At 52.1% G+C, this 19408-nt stretch carries 20 protein-coding genes; 9 read left to right on the forward strand and 11 right to left on the reverse strand.

Features of this window, described 5'->3' with window-relative positions:
• Nucleotides 1–7: 7 nt before the first annotated feature.
• On the forward strand, nucleotides 8–184 hold the full coding sequence (locus WG891_RS11100) for a GhoT/OrtT family toxin (RefSeq protein ID WP_337262329.1): 177 nt from the start codon (nucleotides 8–10) through the stop codon (nucleotides 182–184).
• Between the two features lie 330 nt (nucleotides 185–514).
• Complete coding sequence (locus tag WG891_RS11105; protein ID WP_337262328.1) at nucleotides 515–1075, forward strand: 3'-5' exonuclease; 561 nt, start codon at nucleotides 515–517, stop codon at nucleotides 1073–1075.
• 13 nt (nucleotides 1076–1088) lie between these two features.
• Here WG891_RS11105 and dadX read toward each other — a convergent pair whose 3' ends face one another.
• On the reverse strand, nucleotides 1089–2162 hold the full coding sequence (gene dadX / locus WG891_RS11110) for a catabolic alanine racemase DadX (RefSeq protein ID WP_337262327.1): 1074 nt from the start codon (nucleotides 2160–2162) through the stop codon (nucleotides 1089–1091).
• A 65-nt stretch (nucleotides 2163–2227) separates the two neighbouring features.
• Nucleotides 2228–3532 carry a D-amino acid dehydrogenase gene (locus tag WG891_RS11115; RefSeq protein ID WP_337262326.1) on the reverse strand — a complete coding sequence of 435 codons (1305 nt, stop codon included), beginning with the start codon at nucleotides 3530–3532 and terminating at the stop codon, nucleotides 2228–2230.
• A 664-nt stretch (nucleotides 3533–4196) separates the two neighbouring features.
• On the opposite strand from WG891_RS11115, the gene WG891_RS11120 reads away from it, so the two are divergent.
• Nucleotides 4197–5732, forward strand: coding sequence for a SpoVR family protein (locus tag WG891_RS11120; protein ID WP_337262325.1), 1536 nt, complete (start codon nucleotides 4197–4199; stop codon nucleotides 5730–5732).
• 55 nt (nucleotides 5733–5787) lie between these two features.
• On the opposite strand, the gene fadR is transcribed toward WG891_RS11120, so the two are convergent.
• The gene (gene fadR, locus WG891_RS11125; RefSeq protein ID WP_337262324.1) at nucleotides 5788–6507 is read right to left on the reverse strand and encodes a fatty acid metabolism transcriptional regulator FadR; all 720 of its coding nucleotides are present in this window, start codon (nucleotides 6505–6507) and stop codon (nucleotides 5788–5790) included.
• 243 nt (nucleotides 6508–6750) lie between these two features.
• On the opposite strand from fadR, the gene nhaB reads away from it, so the two are divergent.
• From nhaB to WG891_RS11140, 3 genes are all read left to right on the forward strand, one after another.
• On the forward strand, nucleotides 6751–8334 hold the full coding sequence (gene nhaB, locus WG891_RS11130) for a sodium/proton antiporter NhaB (protein ID WP_337262323.1): 1584 nt from the start codon (nucleotides 6751–6753) through the stop codon (nucleotides 8332–8334).
• Between the two features lie 122 nt (nucleotides 8335–8456).
• The gene (gene dsbB, locus WG891_RS11135) at nucleotides 8457–8987 is read left to right on the forward strand and encodes a disulfide bond formation protein DsbB (RefSeq protein WP_337262322.1); all 531 of its coding nucleotides are present in this window, start codon (nucleotides 8457–8459) and stop codon (nucleotides 8985–8987) included.
• Nucleotides 8988–9807: 820 nt separating this feature from the next.
• A complete protein-coding gene (locus tag WG891_RS11140; RefSeq protein ID WP_337262321.1) occupies nucleotides 9808–10707 on the forward strand; it encodes a Kdo hydroxylase family protein in 900 nt (299 codons plus the stop codon).
• Between the two features lie 43 nt (nucleotides 10708–10750).
• On the opposite strand, the gene WG891_RS11145 is transcribed toward WG891_RS11140, so the two are convergent.
• From WG891_RS11145 to WG891_RS11160, 4 genes are all read right to left on the reverse strand, one after another.
• Nucleotides 10751–11197, reverse strand: coding sequence for a YcgN family cysteine cluster protein (locus WG891_RS11145; protein ID WP_337262320.1), 447 nt, complete (start codon nucleotides 11195–11197; stop codon nucleotides 10751–10753).
• 155 nt (nucleotides 11198–11352) lie between these two features.
• Entirely contained in the window at nucleotides 11353–12009 is a 657-nt protein-coding gene (locus tag WG891_RS11150; RefSeq protein WP_076940268.1) for a fumarylacetoacetate hydrolase family protein, read from the reverse strand.
• Between the two features lie 93 nt (nucleotides 12010–12102).
• Entirely contained in the window at nucleotides 12103–12372 is a 270-nt protein-coding gene (locus WG891_RS11155; RefSeq protein WP_443006089.1) for a lytic murein transglycosylase, read from the reverse strand.
• A gap of 18 nt (nucleotides 12373–12390) precedes the next feature.
• On the reverse strand, nucleotides 12391–12663 hold the full coding sequence (locus WG891_RS11160) for a YcgL domain-containing protein (RefSeq protein ID WP_337262319.1): 273 nt from the start codon (nucleotides 12661–12663) through the stop codon (nucleotides 12391–12393).
• Between the two features lie 136 nt (nucleotides 12664–12799).
• Here WG891_RS11160 and minC point away from each other — a divergent pair, with 136 nt between their 5' ends.
• Genes minC through minE form a run of 3 tightly spaced genes read left to right on the forward strand, consistent with a single transcriptional unit; the run spans nucleotide 12800 to nucleotide 14597 of the window.
• Nucleotides 12800–13486, forward strand: a complete 687-nt coding sequence (gene minC / locus WG891_RS11165) for a septum site-determining protein MinC (protein WP_337262318.1) — start codon at nucleotides 12800–12802, stop codon at nucleotides 13484–13486.
• A 25-nt stretch (nucleotides 13487–13511) separates the two neighbouring features.
• On the forward strand, nucleotides 13512–14324 hold the full coding sequence (gene minD, locus WG891_RS11170) for a septum site-determining protein MinD (protein WP_337262317.1): 813 nt from the start codon (nucleotides 13512–13514) through the stop codon (nucleotides 14322–14324).
• Between the two features lie 3 nt (nucleotides 14325–14327).
• Complete coding sequence (gene minE, locus WG891_RS11175) at nucleotides 14328–14597, forward strand: cell division topological specificity factor MinE (RefSeq protein WP_076940272.1); 270 nt, start codon at nucleotides 14328–14330, stop codon at nucleotides 14595–14597.
• Nucleotides 14598–14803: 206 nt separating this feature from the next.
• Here minE and rnd read toward each other — a convergent pair whose 3' ends face one another.
• The 4 genes from rnd to tsaB form a co-directional block, all read right to left on the reverse strand.
• A complete protein-coding gene (gene rnd, locus WG891_RS11180; protein WP_337262316.1) occupies nucleotides 14804–15925 on the reverse strand; it encodes a ribonuclease D in 1122 nt (373 codons plus the stop codon).
• 121 nt (nucleotides 15926–16046) lie between these two features.
• The gene (gene fadD / locus WG891_RS11185; RefSeq protein ID WP_337262315.1) at nucleotides 16047–17735 is read right to left on the reverse strand and encodes a long-chain-fatty-acid--CoA ligase FadD; all 1689 of its coding nucleotides are present in this window, start codon (nucleotides 17733–17735) and stop codon (nucleotides 16047–16049) included.
• Nucleotides 17736–17933: 198 nt separating this feature from the next.
• A complete protein-coding gene (locus WG891_RS11190; RefSeq protein WP_337262314.1) occupies nucleotides 17934–18533 on the reverse strand; it encodes a Slp family lipoprotein in 600 nt (199 codons plus the stop codon).
• Between the two features lie 104 nt (nucleotides 18534–18637).
• Nucleotides 18638–19339, reverse strand: a complete 702-nt coding sequence (tsaB, locus tag WG891_RS11195; protein ID WP_156293631.1) for a tRNA (adenosine(37)-N6)-threonylcarbamoyltransferase complex dimerization subunit type 1 TsaB — start codon at nucleotides 19337–19339, stop codon at nucleotides 18638–18640.
• Nucleotides 19340–19408 lie beyond the last annotated feature (69 nt).

The following is a 19408-nucleotide window of genomic DNA, read 5'->3' on the forward strand; positions in this document are numbered from 1 at the left end:
CGGTTTCATGTCATCGCTGTGGGTAACAACGCAATACGTTTATTTAATTGGCCTATTCGTCTCTATGTTTTTTACGTACTTAGTCAGCAAGGATACCATTAAAATCCGCTGCGTCAGCGCAGTCGTCATCGGCCTGACCTGGCCACTGAGTCTCCCCGTCGTATTGCTGTTCGCCTTGTTCTAACCAAGTGACAAGAACATCTTTACTTCTGAATATGGGGCTCTGAGATATCTACCATACGGCAGACTTTGCTGAAGTTATTGGATTTTTCACAGATTTTATCAGTGACATAAACGCTAAGGTAGCCTAGTACCAGCAGGTAACCGATCATACATAAAATGAAGATAAGAGTTCTCAACGCTAGTTACCAACCCGACGCAATGACTGAAAACATCATACCGTGATTAACTGACTTTCGCCTCTGTCAAAATAGGCACTTACCCGCCGAGTTGCACCACACTATTCGGTTTGGTGTACCATTATGCTATCCACAAAGCTGCCGGAGGCCCCGCAATGCACCACCTGATGTTAGATATTGAAACGCTGGACATCGCACCCAGCGCCGTGATCCTGGTCGTTGCTGCAGTCTTTTTTGATCCCAAAACGGGCAAGCTGGGCGCGGAATTTGAAGCCGCGATCAACAGCCAGAAGGATCAGCCTGGTCGCACCATCAGCCTCACCACCGTAGCCTGGTGGGCAAAACAGTCAGATGAAGCACGTAAGCGGGCCTTTGGCGGGACAGAAAATCTGAAGCGCGTGCTAACTCACTTCAGCCGTTTTATTCACATGCACAGCACCGACAGCGTGAAAGTATGGGGCAACGGTAAAGAGTTTGACTGCACAATCCTCGAACACGCCTTCAGCCAGCTTGAAATACCCTGCCCCTGGCAATTCTGGGATACACAGGACGTGCGTACCATCATTACGCTGGCAGAACTGCACGGCTTCAACCCGAAAAAAGAGCGCCCGTTTGAAGGCACGCCTCATCGTGCGTTGGATGATGCCAAACATCAGGCACGCTATGTTGCTGATGTTATTTCCGCACTCTATTACCGCAAACCCTCTTCCGTTTGATGCTGCCCGCCTCTTACCTGACGACGTCAACGTTAACCCGCGCAGCCAGGCTGGTCAGCAATTCATAACCCAGCGTACCGGCTGCTGCTGCAACACTGTCCACCGGCAGATTCCGCCCCCATAGCTCCACGCGGGTGCCAATAGCGGCCTGCGGGCAAGGCGTCAGATCCACCATCATCATGTCCATCGAAACGCTACCCAGCGTATGGGTCAATACGCCATCGACCCACACCGGCGTGCCGGTCGGCGCATGGCGCGGATAGCCATCGGCATAGCCACAGGCCACCACGCCAATACGCTGCGGCCCAGTGGCGGTATAGCGGCCGCCATAACCCACGCGATCGCCCTGTTGCAACGTTTGCATACCAATGATTTCACTGCTCAGCGTCATCGCCGGTTGCAAGCCCGTATCAGCAATGTCGCGCCAGTTGCCGGTGGGTGAAGCGCCATACAGGATAATACCCGGCCGCACCCAGTTGCCATGGGTCTCCGGGTGCCACAAGATGGCGGCAGAATTCGCCAGGCAGCGTGGCAGAGTGATGGCGGCTGAGGCGCGTTCAATCGTTGCCATCTGTTGTGCGACACCTTCGGCGCTATCAGCGGTAGCAAAATGGCTCATCAGCGTCATCGATGCGATATTGCGCAACTCCTGCGCTTTCAGCCAGATATTGTGCAACCGCTCTGGGGCGAACCCCAAACGATTCATCCCACTATTGAGTTTCAGGTAAACATCCACGGGTGCTTGCAGACGCGCTTCGGCAATCGCCTGAAGCTGCCAGTCACTGTTCACCGCGGTGGTCAATCGATAGCGATCGATCAGCAACAAATCCTCTGGCTGAAAAAAACCTTCCAGAAGCAGGATCGGGCCGCGCCAGCCAGACTCCCTAAGCAGGATGGCCTCGGCCAGATCGAGCAGGGCAAATCCATCAGCTTGTGCCAGACTCTGCCAGACATTCTTCAGGCCATGCCCATAAGCATTAGCCTTAACAACCGACCAGACCTTGGCAGTGGGAGCAAAACGGCGAACAACGTGCAGATTATTGGCAAATGCCGCCAAATGCAGCGTAGCGGTTATCGGGCGGGGCATTGGTTCTCCTTCAGCCTCCATGGCAAACAACAGCCGCAGGCAACAACCTGCGGCACTCGTTACTTTCAGCGAGCCGGATGCACGTCATTCAGCGGGATCGCCGGTCTCTGGCGAAAGCTGGCGCTATAGCGCGCTACGGCTAAATCGTCAGAGGGGATTGCTGGCGTAGTGCCGGAAATCAGATCGGCAAGCAACTGCCCGGAACCACAGGCCATCGTCCAGCCCAGCGTACCATGCCCCGTATTGAGATAGAGGTTTTTCAGCGACGTTCGGCCAACGATCGGCGTGCCGTCGGGCGTCATTGGCCGCAGACCGGTCCAGAATGTGGCATCCTCAATCCGGCCACCGTTCGGATACAGATCGCGCACCACCATCTCCAGCGTTTCACGGCGTTTCTGTTCCAGTTCGGTATTAAAACCGACAATTTCGGCCATGCCCCCCACGCGGATGCGCTGATCAAAACGGGTAATGGCAATTTTATAGGTTTCATCCAGCACAGTAGAGAACGGCGCGGCGGCTTCATCGGTGATCGGGATCGTCAACGAATAGCCTTTCAGCGGATAGACCGGTATCGAAACCAGATCGCGCAGTAATGCGGTGGAATAGGCACCGAACGCGACCACATAGCTGTCGGCTTTAATCACTTTGCCATCACACTGCACCCCGGTGATTTTATCGCCCTCCACCAACAGGCGATCAACGCTGCGGTTGAACAAAAAATTGACACCGGCCTGTTGGGCCAGCTTCGCCAATTGCTGGGTAAACAACTGGCAATCCCCGGTTTCATCATTGGGTAACTGCAAACCGCCGGTCAACTTATGCGCCACCTGCGCCAACGCCGGTTCAACCGTCGCCAATTGGCTGGCTTCCAGCAGTTTATAAGGCACCCCGGCATCTTCCAGCACGGCGATATCCTTGGCGGCATTCTCAAACTGCTGCTGAGTACGGAACAGTTGCAACGTTCCCCCTTGACGGCCTTCGTATTGAATACCGGTTTCCTGACGCAGCACTTTGATACAGTCACGGCTGTATTCCGCCAGGCGTACCATACGGCCTTTGTTGGTCATATAGTGGGCGGTATCGCAATTTCGCAACATCTGCCACATCCAGCGCAGTTGGAAGCTGCTGCCGTCAAGACGTATCGCCAGCGGCGCATGGCGCTGGAACATCCACTTAATCGCCTTCAGCGGCACTCCTGGCGCGGCCCACGGTGCGGCATAGCCCGGTGAGATCTGCCCAGCGTTGGCGGCGCTGGTTTCCATTGCCGGCCCCGCTTGACGATCGATAACCGTGACCTCATGACCGGCTTTTGCTAAATACCAGGCACTGGCAACGCCTACCACTCCACTCCCTAAAATGACCACACGCATCGCTGACTCCAAAAGCATAATCATCTAATCACATGAAATTAACCCAGTGGAAAAACCCGAACAACAAGTTACTCATTAATCGTGACAAAATTCACATTTAATTTATCGTTCAAACGAAGATCTTTTGCAATAGACACCTATAAATAGCGATAAGATGTTGTAAAAACGGCGATAGAGAAAGAAATAGCCCTTCAATCACTATCATTGACTGCATTGATTGCAATGCAAAAACCTTCTCTGATAACATTCCGTTAACGGCACATAAATATGAAACCGCCATTAATAATCAGAATTTTATTTTTTAAAAACCACTTTATAGCGGAATATTATATTCAAACAACTTCATATCCTCGCAGCAGAAAAAACTCGCTGCCGGACAACAACCTCTCTCATGCCATAAGTTGCCCCCCCTTTCGGCCGGACTATACTCGAAAGAGAGAAAAGGCGATTGGCTCAGCGTCTTCTCGGCCAGAAATCAGCAGAAATAACCGCAAGAGGTCAGGACGATCGCGGTAACCAGTAAGTTGAAAGCTAACCAACGATCGGTGCAGAGCGATATGTTAATTTTACTTTACTGATATATAACGGTTTATTTCAACTTGGACTATGATTGATACAAGACCTGCCAAAACGAGCAGAGTCCGTTAATAACGAGGGTGCGCTGATGACTACTTCGACACATAAAAAGGTTAAGGAAGATAAACGTCTGAGCGATGGACCGGACTGGACGTTCGACCTGCTGCAGGTTTATCTGGAGCAGGTTGACCGGGTGGCCAAGCATTACCGGCTCGACACCTATCCACATCAAATCGAGATCATCACCTCCGAGCAGATGATGGACGCTTACTCCAGCGTCGGGATGCCGATTAACTATACCCATTGGTCGTTCGGTAAAAAGTTCATTGAAACCGAGCAACTCTACAAACAGGGCCAGCAAGGCTTGGCCTATGAGATCGTGATCAATTCCAACCCGTGCATTGCCTATCTGATGGAAGAAAACACCATCACGATGCAGGCATTGGTTATGGCCCATGCCTGCTATGGGCACAACTCGTTTTTCAAGAATAACTACCTGTTCCGCAGTTGGACCGATGCCAGCTCTATCGTGGATTACCTGCTGTTTGCCCGTCACTACATCAGCCAGTGTGAAGAACGCTATGGCGTTGAGGAAGTGGAGAAGCTGTTGGACTCCTGCCATGCGCTGATGAATTACGGCGTTGATCGCTACAAACGCCCACAGAAAATCTCGCTGCTGGAAGAGAAAGCGCGGCAGAAAAGCCGTGAGGAATATCTGCAAAGCCAGGTGAATTCGCTGTGGAAAACGCTGCCACGCGTAGACCGCGAGGCGCTTCCTGAGCAGGCACTGCGATACCCACGTGAGCCGCAGGAAAACATTCTCTACTTTATGGAGAAAAACGCCCCGCTGCTGGAGCCTTGGCAGCGTGAAGTGCTGCGCATCGTGCGCAAGGTGAGCCAATACTTCTATCCACAGAAACAGACGCAGGTGATGAACGAAGGTTGGGCTACCTTCTGGCACTATACCATTCTGAACCATCTTTATGATGAAGGGCGTGTGACGGATCGCTTTATGCTGGAGTTCCTGCACAGCCACACCAACGTGGTGTATCAACCGCCGTACAACAGCCCATATTACAACGGGATTAACCCGTATGCGCTGGGCTTTGCCATGTACCAGGATATCAAGCGCATCTGTCAATCCCCGACCGAGGAAGATCGCTACTGGTTCCCTGACATCGCTGGCAAAGACTGGTTGGATACCTTGCATTTCGCCATGCGCGATTTCAAGGATGAGAGCTTTATCAGCCAGTTCCTATCGCCGAAAGTGATGCGTGACTTCCGCTTGTTCACCGTGCTGGATGACGATCGCAACAACTATCTGGAGATCTCGGCGATCCACAACGAGGCCGGTTACCGCGCGATACGTCAGGAGCTGTCAGCCCAGTACAACCTGAGCAATCATGAACCGAATATCCAGATCTGGAACGTCGATCTGCGCGGCGATCGATCGCTGACGCTGCGTTATATTCCACAAGATCGCGCACCACTGGACAAGAGCCGCAAAGAGGTGATGAAACACCTGCACCGCCTGTGGGGATTCGATATCATTCTGGAGCAGAAAAACGAAGATGGCAGCATTGAGTTGCTCGATCGCTGCCCGCCAAGGCCCACTCCGTTATAACTCGCAATAGCAAAGGGGCGCACAATGCGCCCCTTTTGACGTGCAGCGAAGCCTGTTACCGGCGAGCTTCGGCCAGATCGCTTGGCATTGCGCCCTGCATGCTGTGCCAGATTGCCCCGCTCTCTTTACCGTAACTGCGTACACAATCCATCACCTGATCGTACATCTTTTCGTGGCACAGGGTAGAGAGCTTGTTGTAGAAGCTGAGCGCCAGTTTGCGCGCATCCGGGTTAGAGAAGTAATAACGGCCGACTCGGGTATACAACCCTTTCAACCCATTGAGAATCAAGCCATAAATCGGATTGCCCGAGGCAAAAGCCAGCCCACGGAAAATCTCGTAATCGAGATGATTGAAGGCCTCCGCCTGATCTTCTACCTGCGCGGCTTTCGCCAGCACCTCTTGCGCCTGCTCGGGGTAGTTGCGCACCGCAGCGCGGATAAAGATCGAGGCAATATTGGTGCGCACGGCCAGCAGGTTATCAATCAATTGCGGCACGCTGTTGTGATCGAGACGTGCCAGGGTTTCCAGGATATTCAGGCCTGAAGTTTCCCAAAAATTATTCACTTTGGTAGGTTTGCCATGCTGAATCGTTAACCAACCATCACGGGCCAGTCGCTGTAAAACCTCACGTAATGTGGTGCGTGTGACACCAATCAGCTCTGAAAGCTCACGCTCCGCGGGCAAAATAGAGCCAGGGGGGAAGCGATTATTCCAAATACTTTCAATAATATATTCTTCCGCGAAACCGGCAGGACTCTGCGCCTTTATGACCATGTGTTTGACGTTCCGTAGCGACGATATGCAGTAATAGTAGTTTGCTGATCATACCAGATCGCCGGGGTATCACATAGCGGGAGCAAAAAACATTAAACGAAAGTGTGCATAACCCGGCAAAAAATATGCGAAAACACCGCTTTGCAGAAATTTCCTCATAAAACCAACCTTGGATTGCAACAGACCCATGGCGGTTGTTAGGGTATAGCGCGTTAACTCTTTTGAAGGTTTTGCAAAGACTGTATGAATATGACAATACGTTCGGCATTGGTGAAAAATTTTCTCGGGCCTTCTCCCGACTGGTACAAATTAACCATCATCAGTTTTCTGGTGATTAATCCGCTGGTATTTTTCCTGATCAGCCCCTTTGCAGCAGGTTGGTTGCTGGTCGTTGAGTTTATCTTTACGCTGGCCATGGCGCTGAAATGCTATCCGTTGCAACCCGGAGGGCTGTTGGCTATCCAAGCGGTGCTCATCGGTATGACCAGCCCCGCGCACGTCAGTGAAGAGATCGCTAACAATCTTGAGGTGTTGCTGCTGCTGGTGTTTATGGTGGCTGGCATCTATTTCATGAAACAGCTGTTGCTGTTTGTGTTTACTAAACTGCTGCTTAATATCCGTTGCAAAATGCTGCTCTCGCTGGCCTTTTGCGTCGCGGCCGCTTTGCTTTCTGCTTTCCTCGATGCCCTGACGGTGGTTGCCGTGGTGATCAGCGTTGGCACCGGTTTTTATTCGATCTACCACAACGTGGCGTCCAAAGGTGCCGATAAGAATATCGATATCAGTGACGACAGCAACATTGACAATCCTGACCATAAGCAGACGCTGGAGCAGTTCCGGGCCTTTTTACGCAGCCTGCTGATGCATGCCGGTGTGGGGACCGCACTGGGCGGTGTGATGACCATGGTGGGTGAGCCGCAAAACCTGATTATCGCCAAGAGTGCCAACTGGGGATTCGGTGAGTTTTTCCTGCGCATGGCACCGGTTACGCTGCCGGTATTTGTCTGTGGCCTGCTGGTCTGTCTGCTGGTTGAACGTTTTGCGGTATTTGGCTACGGCACGACGTTGCCGGAACGCGTGCGTGAGGTGCTGCAGGAGTTCGATCGGAAAGCGACTGCCAAGCGTAGCCGCCAGGATAACATGAAGCTGGTGGTACAGGCCCTGATTGGCCTGTGGCTGGTTATTGCCCTGGCCTTCCATCTGGCGGAGGTGGGGTTGATTGGCCTTTCGGTGATCATTCTGGCGACGTCTCTGTGCGGTATCACGGATGAACATGCCATCGGCAAGGCGTTTCAGGAGGCCCTGCCCTTTACCGCGTTGTTGACGGTGTTCTTTACCGTGGTGGCAGTAATCGTGGAACAGCAGTTGTTTACGCCGGTGATTCAGTTTGTTCTGCAGGCAGAACCTTCGGCACAACTCTCTCTGTTCTATCTGTTTAACGGCCTGCTCTCTTCAGTTTCTGACAACGTTTTTGTCGGCACGGTGTATATTAACGAAGCACGTGCAGCACTGGAAAACGGCACACTTTCACTTAAACAATTTGAAATGCTGGCGGTGGCCATCAATACTGGCACCAATCTGCCCTCGGTTGCCACCCCCAACGGCCAGGCCGCTTTCCTGTTTCTGCTCACGTCAGCGTTAGCGCCTTTGGTGCGCCTGTCTTATGGCCGCATGGTTTGGATGGCGTTGCCTTACACTCTGGTGCTAACCTTGGTTGGCCTATTGTGCGTGCAGCATACCTTGGCACCTGCCACGGATCTGCTGACACAATGGCACTGGCTAACGCTGCCACCGCTTGACGCCGTAGCCCCAGGCGCGGCACATTAATCGGCATACCCGCCCCGCCGCCAGCGACTATTTTTCACTGAATAGCGTCCAGATAGCTGGCAGCGGGGATGAATTGGTTTACACTGCCGGTTCAATTGCTTACTGCATGGAAGAACAAATATATGTTGCAATTCTTTAACCGTTGCTCACAGGGGCGCGGTGCTTGGCTGCTGATGGCCCTGACTGCATTGGTCCTGGAGTTGGTTGCTCTCTATTTTCAACACGTAATGCTGTTGCAGCCTTGTGTGATGTGTATCTATGAACGCGTTGCGCTGTTCGGGATATTAGGCGCTGCGCTGCTGGGTGCCATTGCGCCAAAAACGCCGCTGCGTTATGCGGCTATCTTATTATGGATATACAGTGCCTGGTCGGGCGTACAGTTGGCCTGGAAGCACACCATGATCCAATTACACCCATCGCCGTTCAATACCTGTGATTTCTTCGTCAGTTTCCCATCCTGGCTGCCGCTCGACAAATGGCTGCCCGAGGTGTTCCACGCTTCAGGTGACTGTTCCGTGCGCCAATGGCAGTTTCTGTCCTTAGAAATGCCACAGTGGTTGGTAGGGATCTTCGCTGCCTATCTGCTGATCGGTATCTTGGTACTGCTCAGCCAATTTGTACGCCAGCGTCGGCGCGATCTGTTTGGCCGCTAAATCGTTATCAGGCAAAAACGGCGCTTTCAAGCGTAATGCTTGTCAGTTAAGGCTAGCCAGTTCCCTCTCCTTTAGGGAGAGGGTTAGGGTGAGGGGATGAACACCGCACTACAAACCCCTCACCCCGGCCCTCTCCCACTGGGAGAGGGGGCGACTCCTTTAGCAATTGCACACGATTATGCAGTTTTGCGTTTAACTGACCGGCATTACGCTCTCAAGCGCCGTTTTTAGTCAGGTTGTCGTTTCATGCATTCTTCACATCAGGTATGCGTAAAGAAATAAACGAGCACAATCAGTGCTCCGGCCACGGTAAACAGACGTGCCATCTTCATCATTATATTCTCATTGCTGGGCGAGAGAAGCGACAAACTACCTAACATTGGCTTTAAAAAGAAGCACTAACTGGGGATTTGCGGCGTAATTTACATAACATTAAGTTATACCGGGATAACAATCTGTTTCTCTGTTAACCATTTACCCGCCGAGTTATGTTTCAAAAATGTATATATTTAGTATGGGCTTATATAAATAGCTCATCTTTTATTCATTGAGAATATACTTTAACGCCACTGGTTAAAATAATGACTGATAAATAAAGCGCATCATTGCTCATCAGATTAACAATAGGCCTTTTATTTATAGCACCATTTACTCTTTGTTTAATTTCGTATAACGGTTATGTTCATAAAACATCTATGATATGCCAGATATAACACCGTGTCCTACCCCAGTAAGGTTGGGCCGTTATCACGCCAGACTCTGCCTTTCAGATAGAGAAAACCGTGAGAAAGACGCGGTACTTAAGTAAGGGAACAAAAAAATGCCAGACAGTAAAATACCCCCAGAAGCGGCCATTATGCAGCTTCCCTATCAGGATTGGAGCACTACCTCTCCTTCCTCTATAGACGCCGTCGCCGCCCTCGAGCAAGGCAAAGTCCTGTTTTTCCCCCATTTGGCCTTTAATCTGACCGACGCTGAGAAAACCTTACTGACCCCCGAGTTAGTCGATCCTAAGCGTAAGAATATCAGCTATCAGCCGGAGCTGCAGAAACTGACCGGTGTCGCGGTTGAAGAGCAGCGTGAGGCGGTACAAAAATTGTTGGCACGCCATCACCGCGCCTGCCAGGAGCTGGTTATTTCGGTGTTGCCCGAATATCGTCATACACTGCATACGCCAACCAACAGCCTGCGCCTGCACCCTATTTCTGCCTGGAAAGCCAGCAATTCATGGCGTAAAGATGATACCCGTCTTCATGTTGATGCGTTCCCTTCACGCCCTAATTACGGTGAGCGTATTCTGCGGATCTTCACCAATATCAATCCCCACGGTGAGAACCGTCTCTGGCGTGTTGGTGAGCCGTTCCCGGAATTGGCGCAGCGCTTTCTGCCCCGGCTCGGGCGTTATTCCCCGTTGATCAGTTGGGTGCAGGATAAAGTCGGTATTACCAAAACCCGTCGCAGCCATTACGACCATCTGATGCTGCAAATGCATGATGCGATGAAAGCGGATATGGAATATCAGAACAACGGCCCGCAGCAGACGATCGAATTCCCACCGGGCAGCAGTTGGATTTGCTTTTCCGACCAAACACCACACGCCGCGATGTCGGGGCAATTCATGCTGGAGCAAACCTTCCTGTTGCCAGTGAAAGCGATGAAAACGCCGCAGAACTCACCGCTGAAGGTCTTGGAAGCGATGCTTCACAAACCGCTGATTTAGGTTTTGCCCCTACCGGGGCTGGGGAAAGTTGAGCGAGCGGTGATTACCTGGCCCAGCTCGGTTTATTTAAGATGTGATCCTGCCAATCCACCACTTCGCTTTCACGAACGGCAATGTGGCGCACCGTAATGCGTTCACCGTGCATAGCCGCCTTGGAACCGCTGATCAGCGGATGCCAGGGGAACAGCGGTTTGCCTTCACCAATCAGGCGATAGGCACAGGTTGGTGGCAACCAGTCGAACGTAGTGAGGTTTTCACGCGTCAGCTTGATGCAATCCTCTTCCAGTTCAAATCGCCGCTCATAATGGCGACACTGGCAGGATTTGATATTGAGCTGATCGCAGGCAACGTTAGTGAAATAGATTTCGTCGGTATCTTCGTCGATCAGTTTATTCATGCAGCATTGGCCACAACCGTCGCACAGCGATTCCCACTCTGCTTCAGACATTTCATCCAGCGTTTTCTGTTGCCAAAAAGGGAGTTGTGACATATCGACATCCGAATAATAGGTAAATGAGCACATCACCTGCGTACAGGCTTCAAGGGGGGCACTATATCGACACTGAGCGCAAAAGGAAATAACTACGGAACTAACCCTGCCGGTTGCAGCCTGCACCTAATGATGACGTTGCAGGCTGCAAGGCATTAAATCACACGTGTACTGAGTGCTTTGCCATTCAGAGAGATTTTAAGCATGTCGCCGGAAACCATCGGCCCCACGCCCTGAGGCGTACCGGTCAGGATAATGTCACCTGCACGCAAGGTAAAGAAACGGCTCATGTAAGCGATCAGCGGTAAAATTGGGGTAATCATATCGCGAGTATTCCCCTGCTGACGCAATTCATCATTCACCGTCAGCGAAAGCTCGGCATTTTGCGGATCGCCAAACTCGGCCACCGGAATAAAGCCGGAGATCGGGCAAGAACCATCAAAGCCCTTAGCTTTTTCCCAGGGTTGCCCAGCCTTTTTAAACCCGGCCTGCAGCTCACGCAAAGTCAAGTCCAACGCCACACCGTACCCGGCGATAGCGCGCGCCACACGATCTTCATTGGCCTGCTTCAGCGGCGTACCGATCAGTACCGCCAGTTCAACCTCGTGGTGAACCGACCCTAGGCCTTTAGGGATCGCCACCGGCTGGCGAATGTCACACAGCGCCGTTTCAGGTTTGATAAATACCACGGGTTCAGGCGACGTCGCACTGCCCATTTCCTTAATGTGGTCAGCATAGTTGCTGCCGACACAGACCACTTTATTTACCGGGAAATCGAGCAACGCACCTTGCCAGTCTCTATGTTGATACATACCACCTCTCCCAACCACAGTGTAGGGGTTCCGCTTACAAACCCCATCTTCGAACGCGGCGTCACTCCGGGCGCCGCTTTATGGCATCGGCTTTTATTGCACGATACCGTCTGCCATCATTCCCACACTAATCGCAAAATAGTACGAGCGATTCCAGTGCATCAGGGTACGAAAATTATCATAAACCAGGAATGCCCGCCCCTGAATATCATCTGGCACAATCACCCAACTGCGTAAACGAGAAGCTGGCAACGCCGAGCCATCCGCTAGCCTGATACCACGTGCGGCCCCAGCCGACGCTTGGCTTTGTCGTGAACGGCCGCCAGAATCAGAATATTCAAAAGAAACGGCGTTTAACCCCATGCTGAAGATTTGTTGGGATTATTTTTTGCTGTCAGACAGATGCAGGTTTAATAAATTTTCCACCGATGGCGGGAACTGCAGATAAAATCCATCTTGCTTCAACGCTTCTTTCACCGTTTCAATATCTGCCGAGGCCAATTTTTTGCGCCCGTCGAGTGAAAGCATCATTGAGAATTGCGGTGTACCAAAGCTTTTCATCAGTTCTTCCGGCACGCGCGAAAAATCGTCTCTTTTTTCGACATAAAGATAAGTTTGATCGCGTTTTGGGCTTCTATAGATCACACAAAGCATTTTTTTAACTCTATTTAATTGAGGCAGCGTCTTGCCTGGATATAACTCTGACTATAACATGCTTATAGTACTTCGGAATATCGCACCCCGAGTGGTATTCCGGGGATTTAAAGTTGCTGAGACTGAGTCAGGATAGATGTCACAATCGCCAATTGAGCTAAAAGGCAGCAGTTTTACCCTATCGGTTGTTCATTTGTATAATTCAGAACCCGAGGTAATACGTCAGGCATTGCAGGAGAAAGTGGATCAAGCACCTGCTTTTCTTAAAAATGCCCCTGTTGTGATCAATGTCGCGACGCTGAGCGGCGACGCGAACTGGAAAGAACTTCAACAGGCTGTCACGGCTGCGGGTTTACGCGTGGTCGGCATCAGTGGTTGCAAAGATGAGCGGCAAAAACGTGCTATCGCTCGTGCCGGTTTACCCTTATTAAACGAAGGTAAAGGGCAGAAAATTCCCCCGCCCGTCGCGGCACCCGTGCCGGATAACGCCCCTGCCAAAACGCGCATCATCAATGCTCCTGTCCGTTCCGGCCAACAGATTTATGCCCGCAACAGCGATTTGATCGTCACCAGCAGCGTCAGTGCCGGCGCAGAATTGATTGCCGATGGCAATATTCATATCTACGGCACCATGCGCGGCCGTGCACTGGCTGGCGCCTCCGGCGATGCCCAGTGCCAGATTTTTTGCACGCACCTGGGTGCTGAGCTAGTCTCTATCGCAGGGCAGTATTGGTTGAGCGATCAGATCCCGTCCGATTTCTTCGGGCAGGCAGCGCGGCTCAGCCTGTTGGATAACGCTTTAACCATACAACCTTTAAATTAAGCCCTTTTGACAAGGAATCCATTTCATGGCACGCATTATTGTTGTTACATCGGGTAAAGGGGGCGTTGGCAAGACCACATCGAGCGCGGCCATTGCTACCGGCTTAGCCCAGAAAGGCAAGAAAACCGTGGTGATCGACTTCGATATCGGTCTGCGTAACCTTGACCTGATCATGGGCTGTGAACGCCGGGTAGTTTATGATTTTGTTAACGTTATTCAGGGTGATGCCACGCTGAATCAGGCGTTGATCAAAGATAAGCGCACCGAAAACCTCTATATCCTGCCCGCGTCGCAAACGCGTGATAAAGACGCCTTGACCCGTGAAGGCGTTGAAAAGATCCTCAACGATCTCGACGAGATGGGATTTGAGTTTGTGGTCTGCGATTCACCCGCTGGCATTGAAACCGGCGCGCTAATGGCGCTGTATTTCGCCGATGAAGCCATTATCACCACTAACCCGGAAGTGTCCTCAGTACGTGACTCAGACCGCATCCTTGGCATTCTGGCTTCCAAATCTCGCCGTGCCGAAAAAGGTGAAGCCCCTATCCAGGAACATTTGCTGCTAACCCGTTACAATCCGGGCCGCGTCAGCCGTGGCGACATGCTGAGCATGGAAGATGTGCTGGAAATTCTGCGCATTCCGCTGGTTGGCGTAATTCCGGAAGATCAGTCTGTATTACGCGCCTCCAATCAGGGCGAACCTGTTATTCTTGATAATGAGTCAGACGCCGGTAAGGCCTACGATGACACCGTTCACCGCCTGTTAGGAGAAGAACGCCCATTCCGCTTCATCGAAGAAGAGAAAAAGGGCTTCCTGAAACGCCTTTTTGGGGGATAAACCATGGCTTTGTTAGACTTCTTTCTGTCCCGCAAAAAATCAACAGCCAGTGTAGCCAAGGAACGGCTGCAAATTATCGTTGCAGAGCGTCGGCGTGGGGACAGTGAGCCCCACTATCTGCCTGATTTAAAACGCGACATTCTGGCGGTAATTTGTAAATACGTTCAAGTCGATCCTGAAATGCTGCATGTGCAATTCGAGCAGAAAGGAGACGATATTTCGGTACTTGAACTGAACGTAACGCTACCGGAATCGGAAGATACACCTAAATGATTGCGGCGCATTAATTACCCCCTGCCTATTTTACGCAGGGGGTAACTGTATATATATACATAATAAAAGATAAAAACGTAAATATCGCTGCTTTGCGCGTTGAGATAATGCCAATTAATTTTTAGCATAGCGGTAGGGTTAAATTTCTTACGGCAGTATTTGCAAAAATGGAACAGCCTGCACTGCCCCATTCTTGTTACCAACGATTAATAATTCTTCAGGATATCCTGCAAAGGTTCTGCTAATAATTCACCACGCCAACCGCTGATTAATTCTGGCTTTGTATCATTGCCTTTGAGTTTCCAGTGCCAGTTTAGCAATTGATTGATCTGCCGACGTGAGGCCAGCAACTCGCTGCTTAAACCACTTTTTTCACTCACTTCGCTGATGGCCGCTTTAATATCCTTAAATACTTTCTTATAACCGGGCTGATCGATCAGATTAATAATCGGCTCAGGCAACGCAGACTCATCCAACGCGTTAGCTTCTGCCACCAGCGCAATCAGCGTTTTGCCATGATAGCGAATCTCTGGCCCACTCAACCCCAGTGAATCAAGCTCCCCCAAGGAGGCTGGCATGTAGCGGGCAACGGCCCACAGGTTCTCTTCACGCACCACGAAATTCACCGCCAGATCGCGCTCACGCGCCTGACGCAAGCGCCATTCCGCCAGTTTTTGCAAACAGCCTAACTGACGCGGACGTAACTGCCAGGCGTTGGTGATTTCACGGTAGGCCAATTCTGGCGCCAAGGTTTCACTGCGGCGCTGGCATAACAAAAGACATTCATCGTGTGCCGCCGCTGTGCAACCCGCCTCTTCGGTTTCCTGCACCAACTGTTTGGCCATCGGCAACAGGTAGAACACATCAGCAGCAGCGTAAATACACTGCCGTTCCGTTAACGGCCGCGCTAACCAGTCGGTACGGGATTCACTTTTATCCAGCTCGACCTGCATATACTCCGCCACCAGTTTGGCAAAGCCGCAAGACAACGCATGGCCGCTAAACGCGGCCAGGATCTGGGTATCGATCATCGGCGTTGGCAGCGTTTTGAAGGCATTGAGGAATACCTCCAAGTCTTCACTGCCCGCATGCAGGAATTTCACCACGCGGGTATCGGCCAGCAGATCGATAAACGGTTGCCATTGCTTGATAGGAAGCGGATCAATCAGGGAAAGTTGTTCACCATCGTATAACTGGATCAGGCCTAACTGCGGGTAATAGGTGCGCGTTCTGACGAACTCAGTGTCCAGCGCAATCTGGGCATGGTTTCTTGCCTGCTCGCAGACCTGCTGCAAGCCAGTGTCGGTCGTGATCAACTGATAATTCAAAACGTCATTCTCTTTATCGTTTACCCACTCTTCTGCACGAAGAGGAGGGGTATTTCATGATTCAAACACAACAACGCCGGCATTAACCGGCGTTGTTGATAAGGAGTTGTAACAAGCCCGCTTAGGCAGCATCAGCCGCATTGGGCTTTTTTTGCTCGTCACGCAGTTCCCGGCGCAAAATCTTGCCAACGTTCGACTTCGGCAATTCGTCACGGAACTCAACAATTTTTGGCACTTTGTACCCGGTCAGGAATCGGCGACAATGGGTCAGTAACTCTTCCTGAGTCAATGAGGCGTCTTTCTTCACCACACAGATCTTCACCGTTTCACCGGAAGCCCCGCTCGGCACACCGATCGCCGCACACTCCAAGACTTTCGCATGCTGGCTGACCACATCTTCGATCTCGTTCGGATAGACGTTAAATCCAGAAACCAGGATCATATCTTTTTTACGATCGACAATGCGAATAAAACCTTCATCGTCCACGGTAACCACATCGCCAGTGGCAAGCCAACCGTCTTTTAACACTTCATCCGTGGCATCCGGCCGCTGCCAATAGCCTAACATAACTTGCGGCCCTTTGACCCACAGTTCTCCAGGTTCACCCACGGGAACATCTTTGCCATCGTCATCCAGCAAACGAATGTCAGTGGAGGGCACCGGCAGGCCAATACTGCCGCTGTAATGCTTCAGATCGTGCGGGTTACCTGATACCAATGGAGAGCATTCCGTCAGGCCGTAACCCTCCAACAAATGCTTGCCGGTCAGTTTCTCCCACCGTTCCGCGACGGCTTTCTGCACCGACATGCCCCCACCCACCGACAGCCGTAATGTGGAGAAATCGAGTTTCTGGAAGTCGGCATCGTTCAGCAACGCATTAAACAAAGTATTTACGCCGGTCATGGCGGTGAACGGATATTTCGCCAGTTCCTTCACCATTCCTGGGATATCACGCGGATTAGTGATCAGCAGGCTACGCCCGCCTAACTCGATAAACAGCAGGCAGTTCACCGTCAAAGCAAAGATGTGATAAAGCGGCAATGCCGTCACCACCAGTTCCTGCCCGTCACGCAGCAGAGGAACATAAGCGGCTTTAGCCTGCGCCAGGTTGGCCTGCATATTACGGTGGGTCAGCATAGCGCCTTTAGCCACGCCGGTCGTGCCGCCGGTATATTGCAGGAAGGCCAGATCGGTATTCACGACATCCGGCTTAACATATTGCATGCGGCGGCCGCGTTGCAGCACACTGCGGAAGGAAATCGCGTCCGGCAAATGATATTTGGGTACCAGACGTTTGATGTATTTCACCACAAAGTTCACCAGCGTACCCTTGGCAGCAGAGAGCTGATCGCCCATCCGCGTCAGGATCACGTGCTTCACCTGGGTTTTGAAGACCACTTTTTCCAACGTATGGGCAAAGTTGGAGACGATCACAATGGCGCTGGCACCGCTGTCGTTCAACTGATGCTCCAGCTCGCGCGGCGTATACAGCGGGTTGACGTTCACCACCACCATCCCGGCACGCAGAATGCCGAACAGGGCAATCGGGTACTGCAGCAGGTTTGGCATCATCAGCGCGACACGATCGCCCTTCTTCAACCCCAGCTCATTTTGCAGGTAAGCAGCAAACGCCCGGCTTCGCTCTTCCAGTTTGCGGAAGGTCATTACCTCCCCCATATTGATAAAAGCGGGCTGATCCGCATAACGTATGGCCGCATTTTCAAATACTTCGATCAGAGATGTGTAGTGATCGGCATCAATCTCTGCCGGAACATCTGCCGGGTAACGTTTTAACCAGACCTTATCCAAGCTATTACTCCTGAAATTTTTGCTAATTATCATCGCAGCCCCCCACTTTACCGCCAAACTTTAACAATATTTTAACTCAGCGTACCAGTTCGGGTTTTAAACAATACTCAGGTTGCGATGCAGGTCACTAATTGCCAGTGCCCCTTGGACAAAAAAGCATAAGGCGGCTATCAAGCCGCCCTATCAGAATCACCACGCTTACGGCACAACCAAGGTCTGGATCCTGGCCGGACCAGGATTGTACCAACCCGGTCCACCTCCCCAGCCGGGGCCCCAAGGATCGTGACGTGGCCCCCAAGGGCCCCATGGCCCCATCGGCTGCGGTGGCATGACAACCTGCTGAGCAATACGCCAGCGTTTGAATCCTGTGGCATTCATAGTGACAAACCGATACGGCGTCATACCAATCTTGCCTTCGCGCACACCGGTAATCGGCCCCACCACCGTGACCAACTGCCCATTGAAATCAACCGGGTCAAGGAAGCCGTTAACCGAAGCCAGCAACCGCCCTTGTGATGGTTCCCCCAAAATAGGGCGCGCCCCAGAATCCAGTGGCACCGCGGCAATCTCCAATACCGTACGGCCACGCTCATTGGTCATGGCAACCACCGTACCGCCAAAACGCGCCTCGGCACCGGTAAACAGATTTGGCGCATTCTGCACAGACGACAGTTGATCCACCGGCGTAGCACTGGTTCCCTGAATAGCATCTGGAATAGTGACACAACCGGAGAGCGCCAGTACGCTACCGGCAATCACCAGAGCCAGGCATTTTTTACTCAAAGTGCGGGTCAGCATCGTCGCAATCTCCTGAATTGGCTGTAACTTCGACCGCATTCCTTAGCGCAAGTTGCACGGGGCCTATTTCCGACATCAATGACAACACTTTAATAATAGTGTAATTATTCGCGCCCCGGCAGTTTCTTCCAAGTGACTTCATTGCGCAGATAGGTAGGTTCGGCATTTTCGACGCTCACTGCCAGCCCCTGCTGCCAGGCCTGCAATGCCAATGGCAGCATATCTTCGGCCTGTGGCAACAGCATCTGCCCATCCGTCAGGCTCAGCGAGGCTCCCGCAACCAGATCTGGGTAGGTTTGCCAACCGGTGCCAGCATGGGCCCAGTTGCCCTGCAAACGCAGTGCACGTTCCAGCGCCTGCGGCGGCGACAGCACGGCTTCCCCTTCGCTCTCCAGCCAATCGCCATCTGGCTGCCGCTCGAACTGGCCCCAGTAGACTTCGCCCATACGCGCATCGATCGCCGCCAGCACGCGCTGCGCACCGGTCATGCGCCAAGCGCCTTGCGCCATGGTTTGTAACGTGGAGATCCCGAGCATTGGCAGATCGGCCCCCAACGCCAGCCCCTGAGCAATACCAATGCCAATACGCACGCCGGTAAAGCTGCCCGGCCCACGGCCAAAGGCCAGCGCATCGAGTTGGGAAAGGGTTAATCCAGATTCAGCCAGCACCTGTTGCACCAAGGGTAAAATACGCTGGGTGTGTTCGCGTGGGCACAGTTCAAACAGGGCGTGAGTTTCGCCTTGATTCCAGATGGCGACAGAACAGGCTTCCGTCGCCGTATCAATCGCTAAAATTCGCGTGGACATGCCAAACCTCAGGCGGGAAAAATCAATGGTTTCATACAGGGCGCGCATTGTAGCACAGCCCCGAAGTGA

The sequence above is a fragment of the Serratia sp. MMO-28 genome (assembly GCF_037199905.1).
Taxonomy (GTDB): Bacteria; Pseudomonadota; Gammaproteobacteria; order Enterobacterales; family Enterobacteriaceae; genus Chania; species Chania oryzae.